The sequence below is a fragment of the Halorubrum distributum JCM 10118 genome (genome assembly GCF_000337335.1).
Lineage (GTDB): Archaea > Halobacteriota > Halobacteria > Halobacteriales > Haloferacaceae > Halorubrum > Halorubrum distributum.
In genome coordinates, this window is the sequence record NZ_AOJN01000058.1 from 1 (window position 1) to 26,481 (window position 26,481).

Annotated in this window: 16 protein-coding genes and 1 tRNA gene; 6 read left to right on the top strand and 11 right to left on the bottom strand. The window is 59.5% G+C overall.

Features of this window, described 5'->3' with window-relative positions:
• Positions 1 to 478 precede the first annotated feature (478 nt).
• Entirely contained in the window at positions 479 to 763 is a 285-nt protein-coding gene (locus C466_RS13115) for a hypothetical protein (protein WP_049908441.1), read from the top strand.
• Positions 764 to 986: 223 nt separating this feature from the next.
• Here the strand turns inward: C466_RS13115 and C466_RS17520 are convergent, their stop codons facing one another.
• The 6 genes from C466_RS17520 to C466_RS13140 form a co-directional block, all read right to left on the bottom strand.
• Entirely contained in the window at positions 987 to 1,262 is a 276-nt protein-coding gene (locus C466_RS17520) for an NADPH-dependent FMN reductase (RefSeq protein WP_321163800.1), read from the bottom strand.
• 466 nt (positions 1,263 to 1,728) lie between these two features.
• Complete coding sequence (locus C466_RS13120) at positions 1,729 to 1,998, bottom strand: hypothetical protein (protein ID WP_004599405.1); 270 nt, start codon at positions 1,996 to 1,998, stop codon at positions 1,729 to 1,731.
• Positions 1,999 to 2,034: 36 nt separating this feature from the next.
• Positions 2,035 to 2,397: a hypothetical protein gene (locus tag C466_RS13125; protein ID WP_004599403.1), complete on the bottom strand. Its 363-nt coding sequence runs from the start codon at positions 2,395 to 2,397 to the stop codon at positions 2,035 to 2,037.
• 882 nt (positions 2,398 to 3,279) lie between these two features.
• The gene (locus tag C466_RS13130) at positions 3,280 to 5,385 is read right to left on the bottom strand and encodes a DUF262 domain-containing protein (RefSeq protein WP_004599401.1); all 2,106 of its coding nucleotides are present in this window, start codon (positions 5,383 to 5,385) and stop codon (positions 3,280 to 3,282) included.
• A 193-nt stretch (positions 5,386 to 5,578) separates the two neighbouring features.
• Positions 5,579 to 5,896 (bottom strand): hypothetical protein, encoded by a 318-nt coding sequence (locus tag C466_RS16635; protein ID WP_152418606.1) that lies wholly within the window; start codon positions 5,894 to 5,896, stop codon positions 5,579 to 5,581.
• 229 nt (positions 5,897 to 6,125) lie between these two features.
• Positions 6,126 to 7,079, bottom strand: a complete 954-nt coding sequence (locus tag C466_RS13140) for a DUF4268 domain-containing protein (protein ID WP_004599839.1) — start codon at positions 7,077 to 7,079, stop codon at positions 6,126 to 6,128.
• A 366-nt stretch (positions 7,080 to 7,445) separates the two neighbouring features.
• On the opposite strand from C466_RS13140, the gene C466_RS13145 reads away from it, so the two are divergent.
• From C466_RS13145 to C466_RS17385, 4 genes are all read left to right on the top strand, one after another.
• Entirely contained in the window at positions 7,446 to 8,714 is a 1,269-nt protein-coding gene (locus C466_RS13145; RefSeq protein WP_004599397.1) for a Cdc6/Cdc18 family protein, read from the top strand.
• 300 nt (positions 8,715 to 9,014) lie between these two features.
• On the top strand, positions 9,015 to 12,344 hold the full coding sequence (locus C466_RS13155) for an ATP-binding protein (protein ID WP_080506006.1): 3,330 nt from the start codon (positions 9,015 to 9,017) through the stop codon (positions 12,342 to 12,344).
• A complete protein-coding gene (locus C466_RS13160; RefSeq protein WP_004599840.1) occupies positions 12,341 to 12,961 on the top strand; it encodes a DUF7680 family protein in 621 nt (206 codons plus the stop codon). The genes C466_RS13155 and C466_RS13160 overlap by 4 nt, the downstream gene beginning before the upstream one ends.
• A gap of 1,967 nt (positions 12,962 to 14,928) precedes the next feature.
• The gene (locus C466_RS17385) at positions 14,929 to 15,819 is read left to right on the top strand and encodes a hypothetical protein (protein WP_004599390.1); all 891 of its coding nucleotides are present in this window, start codon (positions 14,929 to 14,931) and stop codon (positions 15,817 to 15,819) included.
• Here the strand turns inward: C466_RS17385 and C466_RS16640 are convergent.
• Complete coding sequence (locus C466_RS16640) at positions 15,816 to 16,409, bottom strand: hypothetical protein (RefSeq protein WP_152418605.1); 594 nt, start codon at positions 16,407 to 16,409, stop codon at positions 15,816 to 15,818. The two genes, C466_RS17385 and C466_RS16640, sit on opposite strands and share 4 nt — an antisense overlap.
• A gap of 124 nt (positions 16,410 to 16,533) precedes the next feature.
• Between C466_RS16640 and C466_RS13170 the strand changes: the two genes are divergently transcribed.
• Positions 16,534 to 20,502: a helicase-related protein gene (locus tag C466_RS13170; RefSeq protein ID WP_004599388.1), complete on the top strand. Its 3,969-nt coding sequence runs from the start codon at positions 16,534 to 16,536 to the stop codon at positions 20,500 to 20,502.
• A 39-nt stretch (positions 20,503 to 20,541) separates the two neighbouring features.
• Here C466_RS13170 and C466_RS13175 read toward each other — a convergent pair whose 3' ends face one another.
• The 4 genes from C466_RS13175 to C466_RS13190 form a co-directional block, all read right to left on the bottom strand.
• On the bottom strand, positions 20,542 to 21,561 hold the full coding sequence (locus tag C466_RS13175) for a hypothetical protein (protein ID WP_004599386.1): 1,020 nt from the start codon (positions 21,559 to 21,561) through the stop codon (positions 20,542 to 20,544).
• A gap of 248 nt (positions 21,562 to 21,809) precedes the next feature.
• Positions 21,810 to 21,882 (bottom strand) — tRNA-Arg (locus tag C466_RS13180).
• A gap of 27 nt (positions 21,883 to 21,909) precedes the next feature.
• Positions 21,910 to 24,519: an efflux RND transporter permease subunit gene (locus C466_RS13185; RefSeq protein ID WP_004599384.1), complete on the bottom strand. Its 2,610-nt coding sequence runs from the start codon at positions 24,517 to 24,519 to the stop codon at positions 21,910 to 21,912.
• Positions 24,520 to 26,322, bottom strand: a complete 1,803-nt coding sequence (locus tag C466_RS13190; RefSeq protein ID WP_004599382.1) for a COG1361 S-layer family protein — start codon at positions 26,320 to 26,322, stop codon at positions 24,520 to 24,522.
• Positions 26,323 to 26,481: the final 159 nt, after the last annotated feature.

Below are 26,481 nucleotides of genomic sequence, written 5' to 3' on the forward strand. Positions count from 1 at the left end.
CGTGGAGTTCACTGTCTGCTTGCTGGGTCGTAGACACACCTTCAGCAAGCAGGCGTTCTAACTAAGCGGCTTTGTGAAGTACTGAGGTTCCGCTCCCCGATCCGCCGGATGACAGGCTCGTCTTCGACGTACCCGATGGGCCGAACGGCAATCTCGGACATAGGAACTATCTAAATGACATACGGACAGAAGGAACATATTTTCTCCACATTTCGGTGTGACCGACTCGGGCCCTCTATTCAGCAGAGCACCGAGAACATATCACCACTTGCGGATTTCAACAGAGCCGGTAGCGGTTGTATTGAGCAGATCCTGGCTCGCGTGAACTGTTCATAATAATGGGCTTCAGGCTACGTCGTTGTGGTTGGTAGGACACCTGCGGAACCGCAGTTCACTTACGCGATCACTGTTGAAGCGTTTGTGACTCGGGACCATCTGAGTAGGAACGTTGAGGTGAACAAGCAGCGAGTGAACAGTCATGAGTCCGACTGTCCAGGAACTTCAAAACGCGATTCGAGTAGCGACAGGCCGCTTCGAACGAGAGGTCAAGGCATCGTTCACGAAAGAAGAGCTCCAAGCAATTTGTGAAGCCCTCGGCGTGGATCTCGACGAGGGGGAGCGGCCATCAACACCGGAGATGCGTCGGCTCATCCGGGCGCACGTCGACATCGCAGCGTCGCTCGAGGCGGCCGACGACGCCACGTTCCGGAAGGCCGATCTCCAAGCGATCGCTGACGAAGTCGAGGCTTCGGTCGACTCGTAGCCGCACGTTGCCCGAGAGATCTGGCTGCTGCGGTTCACTCTCAAGATTTACGTCGCCCACGCCCAGCTCCTCGTCAGTCAGGCTCGGTGCCCCGATCTGTGAGCGGTATCCTGTTTCACTGTGGAAGAAAGCAACCGCGTCGCCCGCATCAGCAACCGCGTTCGCGCACTCGTACTCGTTGTCCTCAGTGGGCTGTCCGGACGAGATGTGGAAGACGTACGGTTCATGTCCCCCGAAGGGGCATCGCGAGCCCAACCGCTGCGTCCTCGAAGGGCGCGACGTCTCCCTGCCACTCCCCGCGGGGCACCATGTCGAGGAGGTTCTTCAGCGCCTCCGAGTACGACCCTCGGTAGACGGGCGTGGCGACGACTACGCGTCGGCCTCGACGATCAACTCGAGCGCGTCGGCGGTGTCGTCCCCATAGTCGTCGATCCCGCGTCCGTCGGCCGTCGCGAGGTCGTAGTCGGTGAGGTGGAGGACAGCGGTGTCGACGGCACAGTCATACCCTCGCGAGAAGTATCACAGTTCCTGAGTAATGTCACATCAATATTCACCTTCCACCGTCACGATTGCCTAACCGGGATGGATCTGAAATTGATGGGGGTGGGACTCACACTGAGCCTCATTGGGGTCGTGCTCGCGGCAGATCTGAGCGTTTCGGGCCCAACGTTCCCAACTACTCCACTGGGTGCGGTCGGATGGGTACTGCTCCTTGCTGGCCTCGCCGGGATGCGACTGAGTCTGAGCTCCGGTCAGTAACGACTCAATATTCAACCCAATCCTCGATCTCCGGAGTTGGGTAGTGAGCGCTGCCACCTGCGGCAAGGCTTTTGCTTAGCATGGAGTGCCGGCGAGTTGCCGAGATGGTGTCGTCCACAGTGGGCGCCGCGTACCTCTCACGATCGTCGGGTAAATTGGACTCCGTGGCCGAGTGGCCGACACTGATCTTCATCTCGCCGTGGATATTATTTGTCTGGCTTCGTCCCAGTCCGTAGGTTCTCTCGGTACTCAACCCACGCCTCGTACATTTCGACCCGCTCGTCTTTCGACAGTGTCTCGTCGGTCTCGGGGTTGAAGAACGGGAGTTCCTCCTTCTCGGGCATCGACATAACTTGGCTGAGCGGATAGAGCTCAGTGTAGTAGTTCTCCAAGACCCACTCCTCGCTGTGGTCGTCGACGGGTTTGGCGATGAACGGGGCTGCTTCCGGGTATTCGTCGGCGAGTGGATCGGGTATAGTGGGGTATCGTGGAGGGGTTGATCTCTCGTAGACCTAGGCGTCGGTGAACTCAGCAAGCGAGTGGTTGGGACTGCTGTGGTGCCACGTGCCGATCTGAATGAGGTCGAAGCTCTCGATGTGGTCGTCGATCGCGGCATCAAGCGTGGCCTTGATCTCGGCAGACAGACTGTCGACACGGATCGCCGTCACTGGGTGGCCCCCAAGTGCGTAGCCGGTCGCAAGACTCGTGGGAGAAACGACGATCACCGCATCGCCATCGACCGCGTCGAGTGCGAGATGTGCATCCCGATGCTGGAGGACGGTCGCATCCAACTCATCGACGGGGAAGAGCCCGGACGCTGTCCCGTACTCAATACTCGCTCCGGACGAGTAGAAATGTTTTTTGGACATAATCATTTACTTCTATATGTCCTATAGACATTAATATTACGCCACCAAGTGTTACTGCGCTCAGCGATTCGAGCGGCCCGGGAAGTGAATAACCAGCCTGGTTCACCGCCGTATGTGGCTCGAGCTCTGTACGAGAGCGTCGCGGCTAAACTCGCAACTGGTCTGTTGAACACGTTTCGTCCGACACCACCCCGAGTACTGCCGCCGAGTGGCTCGGGACGAACGGCTACGATGCGGCGCCAGTCGGCCGAGGCGGCGACCCAGTCAGATTTCTCCACAAAGATGACCTCGACACCGAGGGTTCTGGTGACGGACGTGCGACGGCGCTCACGCGCTCACTATCGAGCTCTATGATTAGCAGTGACACGTCGTTTACGGAGAGTCTCGCGGCGCTAATCGAGGAGCCGGTCTACTTCCTGGGAGTCACAACGTGGGCAACACAAACGGTGACGAGTTGGATCGAACAATTCGTTCCGAACACGCAGTAGCTTGGGCGAATATCCAAGATCGATCGAGCCCTCCGTATCAGCAGAACTATCAGGATATCTGGGTTGGCCCACTCCGTGGTGACCAGTAGCGGCCTTCGGCACAATCAATTCGTAACGGATCCGTTGGCGGTGACGGTCTACGACATCAACGGCCATCCCACACCGCCTCGAGACGTGGAACTCATCGCGACTGATGTTGCCGGGGTGGAGCTACAGGTCGTTACCTGGAAGAAACACGATGTAACGGTCGAGTGGGACATCGATACAGGAGAATGCTCCCTCCACCTGGGTTGTGACGGTGCTATACAGAGAGGTTCAGGTCAAACGGTAGCAGTTGGGATGAGCCGGCTCTGCGAGCCCCTACAGTGTGTGTTCGACAGCCCTCGAACGGAGAGCGAGATTAATTCAGATCCATCTCTGCTTCGAACTGCTCTCGTTGCGCAGAGTCAAGCGCGAGGACCCATTCGAACTGATCGCCTACCCACGATGTAGACATGATCGAGTGGCGGAACTCCTTAGAGTGTTTCGACGTCAGTCCCGCGAGAATACCTGACAGACCGCTACTGCCCCCAACCGTCTCACCGTACTCATCTTCCATCCGTTGAATCAGGTCGTCGGTGAGCAAGGGCTCCTCGGCGGCGTAGAGAACCCGAAACATCGCCTCCTGTTTGCTGGTGAGGCGGTCGAAGAAGTCGGACGGGAACCACCCGGTGAACTCAGCGGGGACCTCCGTTGACTCCGGCTCGGGAGCCGCCGGATCGATCGACCAGTGGTCGAGTGCGAATCCGACGAGCGTGTCGGTCCGCTCATCGATGGCCGACTTCCCGAACGTGTCGAACGCGGCGAGTTCTCGCTGGACGCGCAACGACGAGGAGGCGTACTCCTTCTCGCGGCCGCCGCTGGCGTGTTTCTTTTCGGCGAACGGTAGATTACCGTACGAGCTGTTCCAGTACCGGCTGGCGAGTGTGAGGTTCCCGAGGCGGTGGATGTGTTCGTCGAACTCGCCGACGAGACTCTCAGGGATCGCATCGGCGGGGAGCTTCCGAGCAAGGATGTGCTCGACTTGGAACTCGGTCGATAGAATATGCCCGGGACTCGTCATGACCTCCTCGCCGGCCTCAGATTCGACCTGTTGTCCGTAGTGATAGAGTAGGTACTTCGTGTCTCGACTCGACGTGCTCTGGTAGAAGTCCGGATCGCGGAGTTGGCGCTCGAACCGGTCGTCGTCCGTGTATCGCTGCGTGATCGCGTCGAGTCGTTCGACGACGGTCTCGGGATCGATCGAGGGTGTCGTGTGAACGTCGTGAGCGAGGCGAACGAGTCGCCCCCGGCCCGTGTCCGAACGCCGTGAGTCAATTGCGTACAGCCGAAACACGAGCGTTTCACACGCGTCGACGACGGCTGCGAATCCCTCAGGATCATCGTCGGCAAAGTTCAGATACGACGCCATCAGGACGGGGAGCACGTTCGCCAGTCGGCCGAGCTCTAAGAGTCGCGTGAGAGAGGGTTCAACGGAATCCGGCACGTCCGGCTGGAGGATTGCCGAGAACGCCGTCGCGGCCTCACGGAGGTCCTGGACGTACGCGTCGATTTCTGACTGGACAGCATCGAGTTCACCGGCGCGGAACTGCTCGCGGAGCCGGTCTTTCAGCGTCTCGAATCCGTTGAAATACTCATCAGAATCATAGCCGTCGTAGATGCCCCAATGGAACCGGAGGAAGCTGTCCTCGTCGAAGTCATTCACCCGTTCATGGCCGGTGTTGAACACGAACAGGTCCCGGTAGATGCTTCCGAACCGTTGTTTGATCTTGGTTTCGAGCGCACCCTGATTGCTGGAGCGGTCGTCCATGTACATCAGGAAACTCTTCGTTTTGTCGAGTGTCGACAGCGGTCGGCCGCGGTCGTTGAGACTCTCGAAGATCGAGGCCGCCTCGGAGCCGTCATCGATCTCGACGACGTTGATCCGACAGTCGTACCGGAGTGTCTCTGCGAGATCGGCGACGGCTTCAGGGTCATCGAGCGCCTCAAACTGTTCTGTAAAGAAGTCCGCGGCAGCCTTGAGCCGCGTCTGTGACGGCGTTTCCGGGTCGATGGATGCGGAGCCGAGGAGTCCGTCACGGAAGTACTCGGAGTCCTGATCCTGTGGCAGCAATCGCGGTCGTTCATCGACGGGGAAGAGGAGGTTATCCTCGTCGAGTGTCGCCGCGATCGTGTCGTCGAACTTTGACGCGGCGTACAGGAAGATAATCGCCGATGTCAGGCGTTGTTGGCCGTCCACGACGTCGTACTTGTCGAACCGACGGCGACGGTCCGTCTCGAACTGGGTGTCCTGCTTGCGGAGGATGATGTTCCCGAAGAAGTGCGACTTCTCCTCTGGGAGGTACAGAAGGTCCTCAAACAGATCCGTGAGCTGGGGCTCGGTCCACGAGTAGCTGCGCTGGTAGCTCGGGATATCGAACAACCCGTCCGTCAACAGGGAGTCGAGATGGACCGTGCGGGTTTCCATGCTGGTACGGTGGTGGGCTGGCCAATATAAATCGTGGTTGTCACGTTCTGGGTGGCTCAGATTGGTCGCAGGTAGGTTGAGCTACTCATCCCACAGGTTTGCTGCGACCCGCGAGCACGCTCACCCACTGTCGGCAGAAGTGTGTGTGATAGTTGGCTCCACAGATAGGGCGCAATGGACAAAACTCTGCGTTCTACCACTTGTACAGTTGGTCTTCTTCAGGTGGAAACTCAGCTAATTCAAGATCTCTTGGATATGGCTCTGAGAGAATCTCATCTGGGTCGCGGATCTGTCTCGATTCGAGCCCTGGTGGGGATAATGTTCCAATATATGCTCCCACTGGATACCGTTCGAGAGGATGATCATCGAGAATCTGTGGTATTCGAGTCGCTGCGTCGTCGGGGAGTTCATCTACATCCTCGTAGGCAACCACGTCATCACCATCCATACTGCCGGCACGGAGATGAACACGGAGTCGAACGTCCTTCGAGTCAGACCGAATAAACTCCATGTGACACGCTGGGGCCGCTGTCATGAAATAATTTGTAGATGAGTTATTAGGGCGATATCTTTCAAATTTTGCGCTGTGTATACCGTATACTCCTGAAACGAGTCTCAGTAGGGAATCTCAGCGGAGCTGTAGTTCAAACTAGATAGTGGGGGAGGGGGGTGCGTCCGACAAGACAGGGAGGATGGAAGGCACCTACACAGCGAGTTCGTTACACCGGTAGAAGCAGCGATCAGTTGGAGCCGAGAGCGGAAAGACGTGGTTCGAACTCCTCCTGGAATTCGTCCATCGCATCCACCCCCCATTCGACCAAGTGATTTCGCTGGTCTGCGGTGAGATCGGTGATGGTCCGATCAATATCTTCAGGCTGTTTGATCCGGGATGCTTGTTTCTCAGGCAAACGTTCCCACGCTAACTCGACGCCTAAATTGCTCTCAATCTCCGTTCGGTCGCGTTTCAGCGCCTCGAATATCTCCTCGTTGCGCTCCTTATCCGACGTGGAGATGTAGAGCTCGACGGAGAACTCCGGCCCCTGGTGGAACACCCAGCCGAATCGGACGCCTGAGATACCGGCACTGAACGTCAGATAGTTCCGAGGCCCAGGTTTGAGTTTGTACCAGTTTGGACGTCGCTGCGAGTACGCCTCAACCATCTCAGCGAAGAACTGACGGTAGCTATGCTCGGAGTCGGAAAGAGACTCAGTACTCACCTCGCGTTCCCATTCATTCGGCTCAACGACGACTTCGAACTCGAACCCACGCTCCTCGGATCCCTCAATACTCACGACGCGGGGTTTGATCGCGAAGAACTTCGCGCCTTTCGGCCCGGTTTCGTTCAACCATTCGAGGACGCTTCGGTGTTCCGGCCGGAACTCCTCGGCGAGCCACATCGTGAACCCGGCGTTCTTTCCCGACGAGTACGTCAGAAGTTTCCCCAAGTGGTCGTGGTCCGTCCGGTTGTATTGATTCTCGATGACGACGGTCTCGCCCGTGTTCATCTCTCGTGCGACGATGTCGGCCGAGAAGTCGCCGACGGCTTCCTCGGCTCGTGCGTCCTCGATCTCTATCCCCAACTCGGACGCGAGAAGGTCGATATTCTCTGTCAACCATTGCGTGAAATCCCTCTCTTCGTTCTCCCACACCGAGCGGAGGTCGTGTTCGTGGATTTGCGAGACGTTTTGCTCCATAGACATGCGTCTCCGGGAGTTTTGATAAAACGTTGTGGGCCAACTTTTCTTGAAGCGTCATTCGCTGCGGTCCGTTGCCGGACGCACCCCCCTCCCAGGGTTGCGCGGTCCTGAGACGATGAATACGAGTGTCGTATCGGGTACAGAGCGGTTCTGGGATCGTGGCTCGTTATGAGGACACTGGAACTACAGTCGAGTATCTCAGTAGTTTGCTGGACGCACCCCCCTCTGTCCCCCTTTGCCACCCAAAGCACAGTAGAGCCGAAAGAGAACCGACCACAGCTTTCAGGACGCACACCCGTTTTTTAGACAGGAAGACATGTAGGACACGGGGGTTTTATTTATGTCACCTGAAAAGTGGAGCGTATGAAGGCGTTCGGCGACGAGGATACGATCTTCGAGGACATGGACGTCCTCAACCCCAACGAGCAGACGTATCAGCCCGAGTCGCTGCCGGAGCGCGAGGTGGAACTCGATCAGATCCACTCCGCCCTCCGTCCAGCGACGATGGGCTCAACGCCGCTCAACCTGATCGTGTACGGGCAGTCCGGACAGGGGAAGACCGTCGGAATCCGTCTCAAGACCGACCAACTTCAGGAGTACGCCGATGATTCTGAGATGGACCTCACCGTGGTTCACATCCGTTGTAAGGGCATGGACGGGTCCTATCACGTCCTGACACATCTCGTCAAGCGACTCCGTGAGAAGCGATTTGGCCCCGGTGAGGAGCTCCCGAGCGGTCACCAGCGGAAGACCCTCCTCAACATGGTGATCGAGAATCTGGAGAAGGTCGGCGGGACAGTCATCGTCGTCCTCGACGAGATTGATGCCATCGGCGACGACGACTACATCCTCTATGAACTCCCGCGGTCGAATCCGGACGGCGTCCGTCTCTCCCTCATTGGAATTACGAACGACCTCCAGTTCCGCGAGAATCTCGACGCCGACGTCCGGTCGAGCCTCGGTGAAGACGAGGTCCGCTTCGAGCCCTATGACGCCGATCAGCTCCGCAACATCCTCGCACGACGTGCCGCCGGTGCCCTCCGTGACACGTATTTCGAGGACAGTATCGAGGACTACCAGCATCTCCGAAGCGAGATTCTGAGCGACGACACGATCCCGCTTGCTGCGGCGTTAGGCGCACAAGATACGGGAGACGCTCGCGAGGCGATCCGCCTGCTGTTCCGTGCGACCAGATTCGCCGACGATAGGGGCGAGACGACCGTCACAGAAGAACACGTGCGCGAGGCACGGGACTTCCTGGAGACGAAAGCCATTGAGTCGGGGATTCAGACGCTCCCGAACCAGCGAATGCTCGCGCTCATGGCGGTCACGTATCACGGGATACATGGCGACACGCCCGTGACAACGACGCCAATCTACACCCAGTACAAGACCTTCTGTGAGTACGTGGATGTGAACGTGCTCTCGAACCGGCGATTCCGTGACCGGCTCAACGATCTCGCCGATACGAACGTGCTCAACAAGCGACAGGGACGGGGTCGTGGCGACGAAAATCAGTACTCGCTAGCAGTCGATCTTGATACGGCGCTCGAGAACCTCCCGAAGGAATCGGAGCGCCTCGGGGATGTCGCAACTGTTCTTCGAGAGCATAGTGGTGTTACAGACAAGTAATTGTCCAGCAAGCTGGGAGTGAATTTCCTTTACTTTGATAGACTCGGTAACAGTTATAATATCTCGCGAAGGTGATAGAACCATCCGGATGATTCGGAAGCGAATCACGAAAAGCGCGGGAAGCCCCGGACGGCCAAAGTTATCCGCTCCAGAGTTTGATAAGCTATACACGCACACCGGAGATGGAAGAATTCCGAACTCGCGAAGTCGGCGGATCTATCATAGGCAACCAGTGGGGGACAACAGGACGGCTTCCTCACTGCCCCGAAACCAACAAGATCGAAAACGGCGGAGATCAGAATGAGTAACGCAGAATTTCCAACGCTGTTCGACAGTTGCACACCGCGTGATGACGTTCTCGATGGAACGCTCCAAGAAGATCAATTTGCGGCTAGTCTAGCCACAGTCGCACATTCCTCGGCCGAAGCCCCTCCGGTCTATCGTGATGCGGGCCTCTTCTTCGATATGACCTACCCGACAGACGGGTTACAAACACTCCTCAGTAACCTCACTGGGAGATTTCTTGCTAGCAGTGGACACGACAGCGGAGGATATTCGAACAGCATCCTCTGTCTGGACACACGGTTCGGGGGCGGTAAGACACATGACTTGATCGCTTCGTATCACCTTGCGACCCATCCTGGTGATATAGATAATCTCGAAGATCATCTCAACGACGGTGATGAGGACCTCGCGTCGTCCTATCACGATGCCACCGTTTCTGGTGATCTTGATGTCGACACTGCGGTCTTCGTCGGCGGGCACGTCGACGGCCGAAACGCACGTAGTGACCGCACGGATCCGGACGCCCCGAACACCCGGACTATGTGGGGGGAGATCGCTTATCAGCTCTACGGGTTGGAGGGGTACGAGTACATCAAGGAGTACGATCAAGACCGAAACGCTCCGGGCGGAAATACGCTGAAAGGGCTGTTCGAGATCGGCGACGGGGCGTCGCTAGTCCTCATCGACGAAATTGCGGCGTATCTCGAAGCAGCATCCGCCGTCGAAGTCGGAAATGCAACGCTAGCGAGCCAGACGCTGAGCTTCGTTCTTTCACTCCTTGAGACGGCGTCGGAGACGGACGACGTTACCGTCGTGTACAGTATCGCTGACACGGCCTTCGAAGAGGAGGCGGACGAGATCCGGACGCTCGTCGACGAACTCAACCAGATCGGCCGTCGGCAGCACAAGACGGTCACCCCTACCTCTGAGACGGAGGTCGGCCAAGTCCTCCAGCACAGGCTTTTCGAGGAAATAGATCACGATCAAGCTCAGTCTGTCGCAGAGTCATACTTTCAGTTCTACACCGGCGGAGACCGCCAGTTCCCACAGGAAGCTACTGACGCGAGCTTCGTCGACCGACTTGAACGAGAGTACCCGTTCCATCCGACGATCATCGATACCCTCACCGAGAAGATCGACACGATCCCGAAGTTCCAGCGCACCCGTGGCGCACTGAAGCTCCTCGCTCGGGCCGTATTCTACCTTTGGAACCACCAGCCGGCCAACTACGACCGACACTGGATCCGGCTGTACGATCTGACGCCGGCGGACGATGCTCCGGGCGGCAGCATCGATGGGACCCTCCGAGAGACGCTGTTCGAGTTCGTCGATCTCAGCTCTGCGGTCACTGCTGACATCTACAGCGAGGATGAGAACGCGCACGCACAACTCGAGGACCGCAAGTGGACGGAGAAAGGGATTCCACCGCTCGGAAGCCACCTGACGACAACCGTTCTCTGGCATAGTCTGGCGTATGGCGAACAGGCAACCGGACTCACACGAGCGGAAATGAACGCGGCGCTCGGTCATCCCGACATTCGCTTCGACAACTACGACTCGGCACTGGACGCGCTCGCCGGTGACGACATGAGCGTCGCCTGTTACTACCTCTATGACGAAGAGCGTGTTCGGTTCAAGTCCGATCCGAACCTCATTCGCATCATCGACCAACGCGTCGACAACACCCCGGATGCGCAGGCTCGCTCGCGGTTTGAGGCCCGACTCGACAGCGAGACCGGGACCGGAGCGTTCGAGCCGGTGTCGCATCCGGAGTCGCCGGCCGACCTCCCGGACAAAGCATCGACGCCTCAGCTCGCGATCATGCACATGGATACGGCTCCGGTCACCGAAGCGCTGCTCAACGACGATTCGAACCCGCAGGCAGTCCCGGAGAAGGTCCAGTCGCTTTACCAGAAGTCGGCGTCAAAACAGGGTGGCGATGCCCAGAGTCGAGTCTACAAAAACTATGTCCTGTTCCTCGCACCCGACGACGAGCGTGTGAAGAGTGCGGTCGACGAAGCCCGCCACTTGGAGGCCATCGAGGCGCTACTCGACGACAGCCAACAGACTGCCGACCTCTCTCCGGACCAGATTGAAGAGCTGAAGGAGCGTCAGAAGACGAAGTACGGCCTGCTCGGTGAGCTGGTCCGCGGGGTGTACCGCCACCTCTACTATGTCGACCGCGACGGCCTCACGCACATTACCATCAACGCGACCGAGGCCAACGGCGGGACGTCGCTCGTCAACGCTGTCGAAGAGACGCTCGACGACCGGCTGATTCGGGCTGACGCCGGACCCAAGGGTATCGCGTTCTTCAAGCAGAAGCTCTGGCAGCAGACCCAGGACTCGATGACGACCCAGCAGCTCGTCGAGCAGTTCGCGAAGAAGCCGGGGCTTCCCTATCTGCTGAGCACGAAGCCGCTTCGGAAGACCGTCGCGAAGATGGTCGACGACGGGGGGTACACCTACTGGGACGCGGAGTCCGAAACCGTGTACTGGGACGCCGACGCCGATGATCATCCCGAGAACTGGCGGAAGCGAAGCCCCCTCGCGGAGTCGCCGGACGTTCGGACATCGATCAGGGACACCGACGTGAAGATCGGGAACGAGTACGTGGTTTACACGGGTATCGAGTCCCTCCTCGACGTTCACCACGACTCGATTCGGCCGCCCGAGGCGGAGGAAGTCCAGTGCGCCGAAGACGGTTGTCCGACGATGGTTGAGCCCTCCGGCGACGGGCCGACGTACTGCGAGAAACATCAGGACACGGGGAAGGTTCGCTGTGAGGAGTGTAACAGGAAATACGACGAGAGCAAGCTCAACGCGCAGGGAATCTGCCCCAACTGCGCGCGACCGTCGGGCTGGGACACGGCAACCAGTCAGATGGCCGCCTCTCGCGCGTTCAACGAGGTCCGAACCCACGCGCTCTCGAAGGCGCCTTCGGACGGAACGCCGGGCGTCTCGCAGGTCACCGTCGAGGTGATGGGCGAGGACCGGCTCTCGAAGGGGTCGTTCATCGCTCAACGCGACGCGTTCACCGACCGTGCGGACGCCGTCTCGGTCCGGATGAGCTACGATGTGAAGACATCGACCGGGACGAGCTACAGCGCGAGCTACCAAGGCGGACTCGACGACTTCTCCCGTGTGACAAACCAGCCCGACCCGTTCGGCGAGTCGATCAACGTCACGCTGAAGTTCCGCGTCGATCTCGACGAACCCGAAGCCATAACCGACGACGAGGACGACGTGCTCGCAGAGTTACAGGCGGGGCTCGGCCAGACCAACATCGACGTGAAGGTTCAAGCCAGAGGACCGGTCGAAGTACCCCCCGAGGCCACTCAATGACTACCGAATTCGATTCGCCACGCGCCGGGACGCCGACCGAGGACGCTCCCGTGTCCTCGTTCGGGAGCAGCGTCTACGGCGGACGGCCGACGTTCGCGATGGTGCGCCGCGAGGGCTCGAACGGCGGCGAGGTGACGCTGTACGAACTCCTTCCCGAGGATCAGGCGGCCGCGCGTCGCGTCCGGCTCGAACGCCGCGGGCGCTCGCTCAGCGTCGAATCCTTCGAAGCGGTCTTCGAGGACTCCACGACCGAGGAGGCGACGCGCTGGGACTGGGACGGGTGGACTACGGTGAAGGTCGCGCGTATCGACGGCGGGCGCTTCCGAGCGCTCTCTCCGCTCATCGAGGAGACCGTCGACGGCGCGGAACTCGACTCGTCAGCCGTGACCACCAGCGGCGCGGGTGACCTCTTCCTCCCAGAGACTGTCGGCGTCCGGCTGGCACTCGCGTTCCGCGGCATCAAGCCGCTCCAGCGCGTCGACAGGATGCGTGCCCTCTGTCGCGGCGTCGCTCACATGGGCGACGAGGAGTGCTACTACTGGCACGCGAAGTGCCGGTCCCCGTCCAGTCCGAACGGCGAGAAAGCCCTGCGAACACTGCTGACTGACCACCTATGACAGACCACAACGACGACTTGAAGCCGCTCGCTATCGAGGGGAAGCTTCCACTGAAAGCTGTTGGGATTGAGAATCTACGGGAAGCCCACCCCACCAATATGCCGCCACATCGATATCTACACCGATGGTTTGCGCGTCGACCAACACCCGTCGCAAGATTAGCAACTCTGGCTTCGGTCCTACCGAAAGATACTGAAACGGACGAACTACTCGAATTGATGCAATTCGGGCCAAAGGAAGGAGTAGATGAGCCTCTCGACAAGTATATAGAGGGAAAAAAAGCGACAGAAGATGACCGTTCAGGTACATTAAGTGACCACTATGGGTATCCTCGGCCGTTCAAACTTTCTCCCTCTACTGAAAGGTTAGAAGAGTTTCATGACACACTGAGATCGTATTGGGATGGCGAAATCCCCTCAGTTATTGACCCGACCGCCGGTGGAGGTGTAATTCCCTACGAATCAGTGAGATACCGGCTCCCGACTTCCGCTAATGAGCTGAATTCTGTCCCAAGCCTCATTCTTAAGACGATTCTATATTACGCACCCACGGTCGGAGACATTACTCCAGAACTGGAAAACTGGGCAAACAAGATAAATGAAAGAGCCAAGGACAATCTGTCACAATACTTCCCAAGTGGAAATGGCCGGGATCAGCCCGATAATTATGTTTGTACATATAGTATCACTTGCTCTTCCTGCGGCCGACAAATTCCTCTTGTTCCTAAATGGCGAGTACGGACGCGCACAGGAGCAGAAACCGTAATAGTTCATCCGTCTTTCTCAGAAGATGGCTCACTTGAGTTCTCCTGTTGGATTAACCCCACTGACGAGGAGCTTGGTGGCTTTGATCCAACAGATGGCCCCGTCTCACGAGGAGGCAATGCTGAGTGCCTGAATTGCGGTGTGGTATCTGAAGCTGACGAGATTAAACAGTGTATCGCTGATGGCGACTATCGGGACGAAATATACTGTGTTCGAACCCACGATAGTGATGGGAGCTTTGGTTTCCGCGCTCCGAATAAAGATGACTACGCTGCGATGGAAGCAGCAACCAACAAAATCTCGTCTAGTTTTGAACTTTCATCCCTACTGTCAGCAGATATTCCGGAGGGCCAGAAGACGAGTGAACCCCTCGGATGGGGATTAGAACAGTGGCGGGATATGTTTACAGATCGGCAGTTGGTGTCGCACTACGAATTCCTTGACGCAGTCAACCACTTTAGGCCGGAAATCTACGAGAAGCACGATGAGGAGGAGGCAGAAGCTATCCTATCACTAATCACTCTAACTGCGGGCAAATTAGTTGACTACAATTCTCGGCTATCTGGTTGGGATACAATTCAAGGATTCCCGAATCCGTTGTCAAAGGATAAAAATTACGCGTTCAAAAGAATATATCCAGATAATAATCTCACCACTGGCGGTCTATCCTTCCTATCCCAACTGGACCGCGTCTCAGAATCTTATGCAGATATTGTCGATTATCTTCCGGAAGATGCTGAACCAGCTTCAGTTACTAATCAAGATGCGGCCAGCTTACCATATGAAGATGATAGCCTCCAAGCTGCGATAATCGATCCTCCCTACTACAGCAGTGTAATGTATGCAGAATTGTCTGATGTTTATTACGCATGGATGAAAGAATATCTAAAAGACACATTTCCGGAGTTGTTTGGTCCAGAAACCACAGATAAAGCAAATGAGGCTGTCGCAAATTCCAGTCGATTTGAGGACGTTGCAGGGGAGGTATCTAAGAAACAGTTAGCCCGGGAATTTTATGAGGAAAAGATGGATGATATCTTCTCAGAATTGTCTAGAATAATCGAACCAGGCGGTGTGATGACTGTTATGTTTACTCACAAGGAAACAGATGCATGGGATACGCTTACAATGTCCCTCATCAACTCGGGGTTCACAATAACTTCTACACACCCGATAACCAGTGAGATGCCGCAACGTGCTGGCATGCGCAGCAGTGCCTCAGCAGACACAACCCTTCTCCTTACGGGCCGCAAACCCCACCAAGAGAGCGATCCCGAGAACGCGATCCCGACCCTCTGGAGCGACGTCGAGGCCGACACGCGAGCGGCCGCGAAGGAGGCCGCCCGGGACCTCCTCGATTCCGGAATCTCCCTGACGAAGACCGACGTCATCATTTCGGCGTTCGGCCCGACGCTCCGGGTCTTCGCCGACGCCTACCCCGTCGTCGACGACGAGGACGAGGAGGTCCCCCCACGGAAGGCCCTCGAAACGGCACGCGAGGCCGTGACCCAAATCCTCGTCGACGAGTACCTGGAGGGGATGGACGTCGACACCCTCGACGACGTCACCGAGTGGTACGTCCTCTGCTGGCTCGTCCACGAGTCCGAGACGTTCTCCTACGACGACGGCCGCCAGCTCGGCCTCGGCATCGGCGTCGACATCGACGAGATCAAGCGCTCGACGAAGACCTGGCGCAAGAGTCGTGGCGACATCAGCCTCCGCGGGCACGAGGGCCGCGTCCAGAACATCAACGAGAAGCCCGAGGACCGGTCGAGCCGGCTGCCGATAGACCCGGACGACCTCTCGTTCCCGCGCTCGCTGGACGCAGTTCACGCCGCGATGCACGTCTACGATAAGAAGGGCGAAACGGTGACCATCGAGTGGCTCCGGGAACGGAACTACGACGCGGACAGCCAGTTCAAGGCCACGCTGAAGGCGCTGCTTCAGGTGCTGCCGAAGAACCACGAGGACTGGGAACTCGCTCGCGATCTGGCTGTCGGCCGGACGAGTGACGTACTTGACCTCGACTTCGGCCCAAACATCTTCGCGGACGATCGCGAAGACACGTCACAGCAGAGTCTCGAAGAGTTCTAACGTAGCTTAGTTAGTTTTTGGTTCCGATATCCGTACTCAATAGCCTGAAGTAGTCGTTCTGCGACAATAACAAACTGAAACGCGAGTAGCGCAGACAGACTTGGTAATATCGCTTCCCGGATATTCCCGGAATCAAGCTCAGCAGCCGGCGTGAGTTGAGCTATTGTCTCGGGTGCGAAGATAACTGCGACTATGAATCCGAAAATAACTCCGATTTCAGTCATAGTTCCTGCTGCTCTAATTGGGATAAGTTCGATCTTTGGTGGCGGAGAGTCGCTGCGGTCCTTAAAAATCGTGGATGCTACAAGACTAATTACACGAACTGTGTACCCGATAATGAAGCCAGCCTTCATTTTTGAGAGTGTTGCTGATCCAACGTAGAATGTGACTTGCTCTCTTGTTACAACAGAGACAGCAAATGCGAAAATCACTACAGATATGAGATATAGTACACCAACGAAGGCCAGTAATTTCACAGTAAAATAGTTACTAGTATAAATATTTTCATAGATTAGTGTCAATACTATTAATATCGAAAATACAAGTATGGGCACCCAATCAGCCACAACAAATAACGACATATCTGCCATATCTTGTGTCATACTTAAAATTATAAATAGATTAGGGAAGTTCAAATTATTCCCGGTTATCCGAGTTCGGTTTTGTACCAGCGATAGTTGTAAGATGTACCCAAAATAATGGATTAGCAGACGAATGGACGGTCTTCAAAACTTTTCTTGGTCCCCAATTTACGAAAGCCGGCCCAGTGCTGAAAGCACCTATCTTGTCGACGAGTTCTACGTCCCGGCGCTTGAACGGAGCGTCCAGTACGACCGTATTGCCGGGTACTTTTCCAGTACCGCCCTCGCTGTTGCTTCCCAAGGCATCGATGCCCTCCTCGAACACGGCGGCGAGATGCGACTCGTCGTCGGGACCGACCTGTACAAATCCGACAAACCGGTCCTCGAACGACTCAGCGACGAACTTCGGGATTCCCTCGAAGAGCTTGACGACGAACAGCTCGATGCCCATCTTCAACTGCTCGCCCGGCTTCTCCGGGAGGATCGACTCCACATCAAGGTCGCCGTCCCTCGAGAAGGGAGCTGGCAGATATTCCACCCGAAGATGGGCATCTTCCATGATAACGATGATAACGCACTCTCCTTCGAAGGGAGTGTCAACGAGACCATCGGCGGCTGGAAACGGAACTACGAGCGCTTCAAAGTCCATCGGTCGTGGGAAGATGGCGAGGACGCCTACGTCGACGCCGACGTCGATACGTTCGAACAGCTCTGGTCGAACGAGCACCCCTTCGTCGAGGTGTATGACCTGCCGGAAGCCATCGAGAGAAAGTTGATCGATTGGAAGGATCCCGATTCGGAATCCGAGATCAAGGAAGCGATTCAGATCGCGAGAGGAGAGGCACCGATAACCGAACTGGACAAAGCGAACATCATCGCCGACGGTCCACTCACGCCCGGTGGTCTGGCACTCGCCGAAGAGGCCTGTACGATCACTCCGTGGCCTCACCAGCGCGTCGTCTCCGACACGCTCGTGAACACCTACCCGAACAGCTTCCTCCTCTGTGACGAGGTCGGTCTCGGGAAGACCATCGAAGCTGGCCTCACCCTCTCCCGGCTTGGGCTCACGGACGAACTCGAAACCGGTCTCCTCCTCGTCCCGGCAAGCCTTAGACAGCAGTGGCAGGAAGAGCTATGGGAGAAGTTCAATATCAACGCCTACCGGTTCGAACGTGGCAGCAGCAACGAGTACGCCTTCATCGACGCCTTCGGGCGGGAACGCGCGCCGCCGTCTCTGTCGGAACTGAACATTTCTGATGAGGAGCGAGAACGCGCGTGGGTCGAGAGTCCGATATGGCGGTTCATTAATCAGCAGTCTTCGACCGCGACATCTGATTCCGTGTCTCAGACGCCGACGATTGTCATCATGTCGTGGCACACGGCGCGACTCCAGGACCGTTGGGATCAAGTCGCGCCTCGGGACAGCGGCCGAGTCCGAACCCGAGATAGTGTCCCTGCGAGTGGACGCGGACGGAACCCGAATCATCGTGAAGGCGTCTGGGATGCCGTTATCGTCGACGAGGCCCACAACGCTCGGAAGGGCAGCAGTTTCTACGGTATGCTCGACCGGCTCCGAGACCACACGCAGTGCTACTACTTCCTCACAGCGACGCCGATGCAACTGCATGCCGGCGAGCTCTACGATCTGATGGCACTCCTCGACCTCCCAGAGCAGTGGGACAACGAGGACCGTTTCGTCGACTTCTTCGAAACTCGACAGGCGCTCTCTCAGGCGATCCGTACGGTCGTCGATACGGATGGATCTGAATCGGACACCTCCTCCTGGTCAGCGCAAGCGACGCTTGACGAGACCCGATATCAAGACCGACTGCCCGCCGAACGAACCCTCTCCGACGACATCTTCGATGAAATGGCGGGAGTACTCGAAATCAAAGCAGATGGGAGTCAGGCCCGTTCTATCGCGAAGGAACGCGTGCTAAAGGCATGTACGCTTGCCGCAGGGTACGGTGAACACTTCGACGGATACATCGAGCTCTTCGAGACGGCTCTCGATGAGCACAACATCGACCCGTTCGAGGCGAAAGAAGACGAGAAGCTCAAATACCTCCTGTATCCGGAGTGGAAAGCGGACGACGAATGGCTCACCTATGGGCGGAACGACCGGTTGAACGCCCTCGATGACCTCTCCGAATCCGGTTGGAGGGTCGTTCAGGACGTTCTCGCCGAATCCACGCCTGTCGACGCGCTTATCCACCGGAACACACGGGACACGCTCCGGAAGTACGAACAGGTCGGGCTCCTCGACGAGACAGTCCCGAACCGGGACCCCGAACAGCGCCAGATTGAACTGACCGACGAGACGCGCCGCGTGTACGACCGGATCGACGACTACACACGGAAGTTCTACAAACTCGCGCAGCAGTCCGACGAGGTCGAAAATCGGGCTATCGGGTTCGTGATGACGACGTATCGGCAGCGACTGACTAGCAGCATCTACGCGATTTCACAGAGCCTCCAGCACCGCCTCGAAAAGCTCCGCACACAACAAGCGGTTCTGGAACGGAAACAGCAGGCTGCGAAACAAGCAAGAGGACCGACGTTTGGCTCAGATTCGAACACCGGTCAAGTGTTACTGGACTCCTTGTCGCAACAAGACCTCACGGACTTCGATAGCTTGGACGACATTGACGGTGGATTTGAGGAGATAGACCTCACCGAGATAATTCCGAACGTCACGGAGGCAGGGATGGACCTGCTCGAACAGGAGATCGAGGAGCTCGAATCCTTCGTCAGTGACCTGCGGCAGATCGATCGGGATCCGAAAGTCGATCAGCTGATTGACGACCTCGGTGAACTTGATCGCGAGGGCCACAACCGAGTCATCATCTTCACCCAGTATACGGACACGATGGATTTCATTCGCAACAGTCTCGTCTCGATACACGGTGAAACCGTCGCTACCTACTCTGGCCGTGGAGGAGAGATGTACGACGCGGATGAAGAGTCGTGGAGAACGGTCGGGAAAGAGCGAGTCAAACGCGAGTTCGCTACTGACGAAGGCCAAGTGGACATTCTCGTCTGCACAGACTCAGCCAGTGAAGGCCTCAATCTTCAGGAGTGTGGGGCCCTCATCAACTACGATCTTCCGTGGAATCCGATGCGTGTTGAGCAGCGCATTGGACGCATTGACCGCATTGGACAGCGATACGATGAGGTCGAAATCCTCAATTACAGCTACAAGGACACTGTCGAGACAGACATTTACGAGCGTCTTGACGACCGGATCGACCTCTTCGAGAACGTCGTTGGTGAAATGCAGCCTGTTCTCTCTGGAGTGAGCAAACAGATTCGAACAGCGACTCTGGAAAAGGATAGAGATGAGAGCCACGAGGCAGTCGCAGAAGCTGACCGTGAGTTTTCCGAACAGATAGAGAACCAAGAGCAGAGCGACCGCGTGGATGTAGGTGAGTCTCTTGAGACGGTGGAGCCATTGGTCGCGCAGGATGTTATCGACGAGGCGAGACTCGACGCGTGGCAGTCGTACAGCCATCCAGACATCGGGGAAGCACGAGAAGAGGATTATCGATATCCAGCACCGTATCAAAAATCAAGCCTGGAAGCTGTTCTCGTCGAGAATGAGACGCTTGCTGACACAGGGGTGACTTTCACTCCGGTTACTGAGCTTGATATCGACATTACAAACAGCGAATATGAGGGCGAGTTCGAACACGAAGAAACGACCTACCGTCTCAATTGGGACGGTATGGAATTACCGGAGCCAGACGGCGAGCAGACGTTCGCTCAGTTCATTGCCCCGAGCAAAGATTCGGTTGCTGTGACGTTTTCGTCAGACTGTGCCGACGAATTCCCATCGATACACCACTTCGCGCCAGGGAACCCTCTTCTCCGTGAACTGATTGAGATGCTCCGTGAGACAAGCGATGAACCGAGGCGATTAGTGCGGCAGGCTGAATTCAGAGAGACAGTTTCGGAACGCCCAGCAGTCTGTGGGTGGGTGCGTGAAGAGAAAATCGGACGAGTGAGCAGCGACGGTGAAGTTATTGAAGATCTCGACATAGGTCTTATTGGTTCGTGGTTTACGGAATTTCAGGAAAACTACGAGAAGACGACCTCACAGTAGGAAGAGATAGCAGTCTGGCTGTCGCCGACGTCGGCGGGCTCAGTTCTCTCCTACGGAGAACTCAATTTCCGGGTGTTCGTACGTGTAGCACTTTATGTCGTTATCCTCACAGTAGTCCGCTAGTCCCATGGGAAGTACGTCAACTTCTTCGAAGTCAGTAAAGAACGCAACTGTCACCTCACTACTCCCGTCCGGACTCTCGATTACAACTGCCGTGTCCGGATCGCTGTGGCTGGTCTTGACCACCTGATCTCCTGGGACATACGGGTTGTCTGCGAATGCGAGGTTCTCGTGTTTGTACGTCCAGAGCTTGACGTCCTGGTCGTCACAGTACGACGCGAGGATCGCGGGGTGGTAATCGCGCCACGCACCTGGTCCCTCATCGAGCGAACTCGGGAACGCGACCCGCACCGCTTCCCCGTCCATTTCGTGTCCGAACGCGCCGGTGTTCTGCTCCGGCGGTAGTACCTCGACGACGATCCCCACCGACGGCTCCGAGTCGCCAGCCTTCACCACCCGATCCCCTGGTGAGAACGGATTCTCCGGCTTCTGGTTCATGTGAGCGGTGTTGGGCCCGAGGTCGATCAGTTCGTTCATCGGGCGAGCCGCGAGGTGGTCGAGTTTTTCCGGGGACTCGCCCGAGAACGCCTTTTCTGTTTCGACCTTCGATTTCAGCGTCTCGAGTCGCTCCCACCCGAGTAGCATTAGACTGTCCTCGTTGTCCCGATGCCAGACCATTACTACGATGTCGTCATCGGGGTCCCGTTCAACGAGCGACTCGGGAAGGAAAGCCGAGACGTCCCGCGATGACTTCACGTCGACCGTGTAGCCGAACACCTCGAAGTCATGCCCAGAGAAGCTCTCGGAGTTACACCGCCGGATTGCTTCCTCGTTTTCCCACTCCCACATCTCGACGGGGAGGTACTCGCGACAGAACTGCTCGAACGCGAGCTCGCCGAGGTTGCCGATCCGCTTCGCGTCGAGGTCGTCGGCCCCCTGAATGACCGCTTGGTGATGGGCCCGCTCGCGATCGATTTCGTCCGGCGTGAACCGATACATACCTGAATATCAAACACCGGACAAATATATTTTTAGTATGAGATATCAAATCAATGAACCGGGAGAGGAAGCCGTATCGAGATTTGCTCGCTGATGACTACAGTCGGCCTCTTGGGCGTTTCTTGAGTGTTGATGGGTCGGGCAGGAGTATATTCGACCGGCGCGACGGGATCCACGCGAGCGACCGAAGGGAGCGAGCGTGGAGCCAGTCGCGCCCGTGTTCGAGCGAGCGAAGCGGCGCGAGAACACGGGCGCGACGGGATTTGAACCCGCGGCATCTTGGTCCGGAACCAAGTGCTCTGTCCGCTGAGCTACGCGCCCTCACGCTCGGGTATCCGCGGCGAGCGTTTAACGCTTCTGACTCGGGTCCTCGGCGGGCGGCCGCGGGTCGGTCTGCCACTCGAACGCGTCGCCCCCGGAGTCGGCGTCCCCGGCCGACGCGTCCGTCCCGCCGTCGGTGCGGGCCGGGTCGGGCGCGTCGCTCTCGTCGGTCGAGATCACGTCGGCGGCGTCGAGGAAGCGGCCGACGAACAGCAGTCCGGGGCGGCGCTCGACGACGGCGACCCAGACGACCAAGGCCGGGGGCAACACGATCAGCGACGCCAGGTACGCGAGCGTGATGCTGGCGGCAGTGAGCAGCCCGAACTGGCCGAGGATCGGGGTGATGGCCAAGACGAGCACGCCCGTGCCGAGCGCGGTCGTCGCCCACGTGCCGGTGAGCGCGCCGCCGGTCCCGCGGAGCGTGGTGACCACCGCGGCGTCGACGTCGCCCCCGCGGGGGTACTCGTCGTGGAAGCGGTGGGCGACGTGGACGGTGTAGTCCACCCCGAGCCCGATGGTAATCGCGAGGATCGTCGCGGTGATCGCGTTGAACGGGATGCCCGCGAGCCGCATCGTGGCGGTGAGCGTCGCGACGGCGACCGTCACCGGGACGAGCGTGACGAGGCCCAGCGTCGGGCTGCCGAGCAGCAGCCAGAACAGGATGACGAGGAACACCGCCGACAGGCCGAGCGCGGCCGCCAGCGAGACGATCGCGGAGTCGAAGATCGTGTCGGCGACCGCCTGGAACACGACGATCTGGCCGGTCGCGGTCGCGTCCCCGCGGTAGCGGTCGGCCACGCGCCGGGCGTCGGCGGTGATCTCGGCGTCGCTGGCGTCGGACTCGACGGCGTACACGATCCGCGTCGAGCGGCTGTCGTCCGCGAGGTACTCGCCGGTGAAGTCGTCGTACGGCGAGTTCCGCAGCTCGGCGTAGATGCGGTCGAGGTTCCGGTTCGGGCGCCCGTCGTCGAGCGAGGATTCCTCGACCAGCTCCTCGAACTCGGGGTCCTCGGCGGCGTACGCGTCGATCGCGCTCTGGACGCTGTCGGCGCTGGCGCGGCCGTCGACCGTGACGAACGAGTCGGGCGGGTCGCGCTCGGCGCGCGCGAGGCTGCGCAGGGCGCTGTCGCTGGTCATGCGCCGCTCCACGTAGATCGTGACGGTGTCGTCCTCGCTCGTGGCGAAGTTCTCGGAGAGGAAGTTGATCGTCTCCGTCGCGGTGTACTCGCCGGGCTGGAGCGGGCCGGGGAAGTAGTCGATGTACGCCGGCTCCTCGCTCGGCGGCAGGAAGTCGTCGTCCTCGAAGGTGGTGTCGACGCCCGCGCCGTAGCCCGCGGCGCCCGCGGTGATCAGGAGGACGACGACGAGGAAGACGGCGGGCGCGGGCCGAGATATCGCGGACAGTTTGGGGAGGAACCGCCCGAGCGCGGAGTCCTCGGCGCCGAGCGGGCGAGACCCGAACTCGGGCAGCGAGCGCTTTGCGCGCCAGCGGTCTAAGAGCAGCTTGGCGGCCGGGAGGAAGCCGACGAAGATGACGAGGGTGAAACAGATCCCGAGCCCGGCGACCAACCCGAACTCCCGGAGCGGGGGCAACGAGCTGGTGAGGTTCGCGAGGAAGCCGATGATCGTCGTCCCGGCGATGATCGAGTACGCCACCACGAGCTGGCCGAGCGCGCCGCGCATCGCCGTCTCCGGGGGCGCGCCCGCCGCGCGGTCCTCGCGGTAGCGGTTCACCGTGTGGATCCCGAAGTCGATCCCGATCGCGAGGAGGAGGACTGGCACCGCGATCAGCACCTCCGAGAACGCGATCCCCGCGTACCCCGTGAAGCCGAACGTCCACACGACCGTCATCAACAGCGCGATCCCGCCGAGCACGAAGTCGAACGGGTCGCGGTAGGCGTACGCCAGCAGGCCGAGGATGACCGCGAGCGCCGCGGGCACGACGATCGACAGCGAGTCGAAGATAACGCGCTCGAACTCGTCGTCGACGATCCCCCCGCCGAACGCGGTGATGTCACCCGGGGCCTCCTCGGCGACGGTACGGGCCTCGCTCTGGATCGCCTGCGTGTCCGCCGAGGCCGGGAACGAGTGGGAGACGACGCCGAGCGACGCGGAGGCCGTTCCGGACTCCTCGTTGAAGTCGTCCGAGAGCAGCGTCGCGAAGCCGGGGTCCTCGGCCGCGGCGTCGACCGCGTCGTCGATCTCGCCGTCGCTGGCGCGCTCGATCGCGTCGCGGGCCGCCGCGGGCGTGTCGGCGTCTTCGTCGAGCTCGGCCGCGACGTCCATCGCCGGCGCGGAGAAGTCGGTCACCCGCAACCCGTCGCGCTCGTCCAACCGCTCGGCGGTCGCCAGCATGTCGAGCAGGCCGCGGCGGTCGAGCACGTTCGCGTCGCGCTGGATCAGCTGCGTCGTCGGGTCGTCACCCCCGAACGCGGGCTCGAACCGCTCGTTCACGCGGTCGAGCGCGTCCGCCTCCTCGATCCCGTCCGTGAACTGGTCGCTGCCCGCGCTCGCCTCCAACAGCGCCATGCCGGGCGCGAACAGGGCCGTGACGACGAGACAGGCGATCACGACCCGGCGCGGCTGCTCGATGACCCGGTCGGTGATCGCGCCGAACAGCCGGGTGATGGGGTCCATCTATCGGGAGCGGAGTCGGCTGCGGAGCCGAGAGATCGCCCGGCTCACCCGGCCGCGCTGCCAGACCAAGGCGCCGCCGACCGCGACGACGCCGAGCAGGGCGACGATCCCGAGCGGCGAGGTGAGGGCCCCGCTGTCGTCGTCGGTCGTCACCTCGACCGGGAGCCGGTAGGTGTCCGAGAGCTGTTCGTCGCCGTCGGCGTCGTCGTACCGGAAGTCGACCGCGGCCGCGTACGTCTTCGGCGTCGCGCCGCCGTCGACCGCCACCTCGAAGCTGACCGTTCGCTCCTCACCCGGGTCGAGCGAGGTGACGAACGCCTCGTCGTCGGACGAGGAGAGCGGCGAGTCGACGAACAGCTTCGCCTGGACGTTCGAGATCGGCTCGGGCCCGGTGTTGCGGACGACCGCGTCGTACCGGACCGTCGACCCCGGGGTCACCGACGACGGGTCGGTCGCGTTCGGCTCGGCGGGCGACACCGCGAACACGTCCGCCTCGGGCGCGACGTCGACGACGACGTCGAGCGTGTCGGAGACGATGATATCGCCGGCCGACCCGGTGGAGACGAGCGAGACGGTCCCGTTGTCGCCCTCGCTCGCGCTCACGCCCTCCTCGGTGCCGAGCCCGCGGTAGCGGACCGCCACGTTGACCGTCCGCTCGCCGGGGTTCGCGTCCGTGCGGAGGCCGGCGTCGAAGGTCGCGGTCGCGGTCTCGCCGACCGCGAGGTCGCCGACCGTGTCTCGCGTCGAGCGCGGGACGATGTTCGGGTCGGACTGGACCGTCTCCTGCCCGACACCCTCGGGCGCGGGCGCCTCGTTACTGAAGACGACGACCGCGTTCTCGATGTCGCGAGGGCCGCGGTTGCGCACCTCGACGGTGAAGGAGCCGTCCTCGCCGACGCGCAGCGTGCTGTTCAGGCCCTCCGCGGAGAACGCCTGCCGCGAGAGGGGCGTCACGCCGGTCCGGACCGTCCGCGCGGCCGCGTTCGCGCGCTCCGCGTCGCGGTAGTCGACCTCGAACTCCAGCGTCGACGCCCGCGCCGTCGCCTGGCCGGCGGCGGCCAGTCGGTAGGTGAACGTGCGGTTCTCGCCCGGTTCCCACGCGCCGACGTACGTCTCGGTCGTGCCCGCGTCGGTCGCAAACGTGAGGTCGGGGTCGATCGGGTTCGCCGCCACGCTGGCCTCGTAGGCGGTCTCGTTCCGGACGTTCCGCAGCGTCACGTCGACGATCCCGTCGTCGGCGGCCTGGACGACGCCGTCGACGTCGACGACCGCGAACTGGGCGCGGTCGGTGATCTCCACGGAGACGTACACGGTCTCCGTCACGATCTCCTCGTCGCGGACGGTGGAGCCGTCGTCGACCTCTGCGCTCTCGACGTTGCGGTACTCCAGTCGGATCGGAACGCGGTAGACGCCCGGCTCGGCGTCTTTGTCGGGGACCACGGTGAACTCGATCGGTCCGGTGACGCCGCGCGCGACGTCGCCGACCGTCTGCTCGCCGGTCCGCACGTCGAAGGGGACCTCGCGGTTGGCCGCGTCGCCGGTGAGGATCCGCGCCGTGGTCTCGTGGGCGGTCACCACCTCGCTCTCGAGGTTGTCCGCCCCCTGCGCGTCGACGTCGCCGCGGTTGTTCAGGTTCACCTGGAGCGTCGACTCCTCGCCGGGGACGAACGCCGTCTCCGGCGCGAACGCTTCGATGTCGGGGTCGCCGCGCACCGTGTCGTTGGCCGTCTGCGCGACCACCGTCCCGGTCGCGAGGAGAGACGCGACGAGAACGAGGACGGCGACCGTCCGGATTCGACTCATGTAACTGCGAACGAGTTGGAGACTGCGACGTAATACCCTTCGGGAACCCGAGACAACAACGTGTCTGTTTCTGTATATGTATTGCCGAAGGAATCGACACGAGCGCCCGAGTAGAATTTCGATTTCCTCCGGTTTTCGACGGTTTCAGTCGGATTCGAG